This window comes from Bartonella sp. AA9NXGY (assembly GCF_042196845.1).
Classification (GTDB): Bacteria; Pseudomonadota; Alphaproteobacteria; order Rhizobiales; family Rhizobiaceae; genus Bartonella.
In genome coordinates this window covers 1-678 of the sequence record NZ_JBHIRB010000110.1, presented here as the reverse complement: position 1 = coordinate 678, position 678 = coordinate 1, and the positions used below count along the sequence as shown (strand labels likewise).

Genomic DNA, 678 nt, shown 5'->3' with positions numbered 1-678 from the left:
GGTGCGGATCGGATAATTTCTGGTGTTGGGGAAGCAAAGAACAATAATGACGCTGTTAACAAAAGCCAGCTTGATAGCAATATCAAGAATGTCAATGATAATGTAACAAATAAGTTTAGCGAACTTACTAAAAACATAACGAATATTACTCAGCAAGTTAAAGGTGATGCTTTGTTATGGAATGATGAAGCCAATGCCTTTGTAGCACGTCATGAGAAGAAGCAAGAAGAAAAAGGCAAAGCTGTCAGGACACAAGAAAACAGTAGAATTACGTTCCTTGCAAATGGTGAGATTAGCGCTAATTCAACGGATGCTATCACGGGTGGTCAGCTTTATTCGCTGAACGAACAACTTGCAACCTATTTTGGTGGAGGTGCAGGTTATGATGAGCAAGGACAATGGACTGCTCCAAGTTTTAAGGTTAAGACAGTTAAGGATGATGGTAAATCTGAAGAGATAGACTATGGCAATGTGGCGGATGCTTTGGCTGGAGTTGGTAATTCTTTCATAAATATTAGAAATGAGATTAGCAAAGAAATTAATAATGAGATTACCAATGTGAAAGGTGATAGCCTTGTTAAGAAAGATCAAGCAACCAATCTTATCACTATTGGTAAAGAAGTAGAAGGCAGTGAAATCAACATAGCCAACAAGACTGGTACGGATCGGACACTTTCA

General features: G+C 38.6%; 1 pseudogene. It reads left to right on the top strand.

From position 1 onward, the window contains the following. Positions 1–678: pseudogene (locus tag ACFIM6_RS10095) on the top strand (hypothetical protein); the annotation flags it as partial.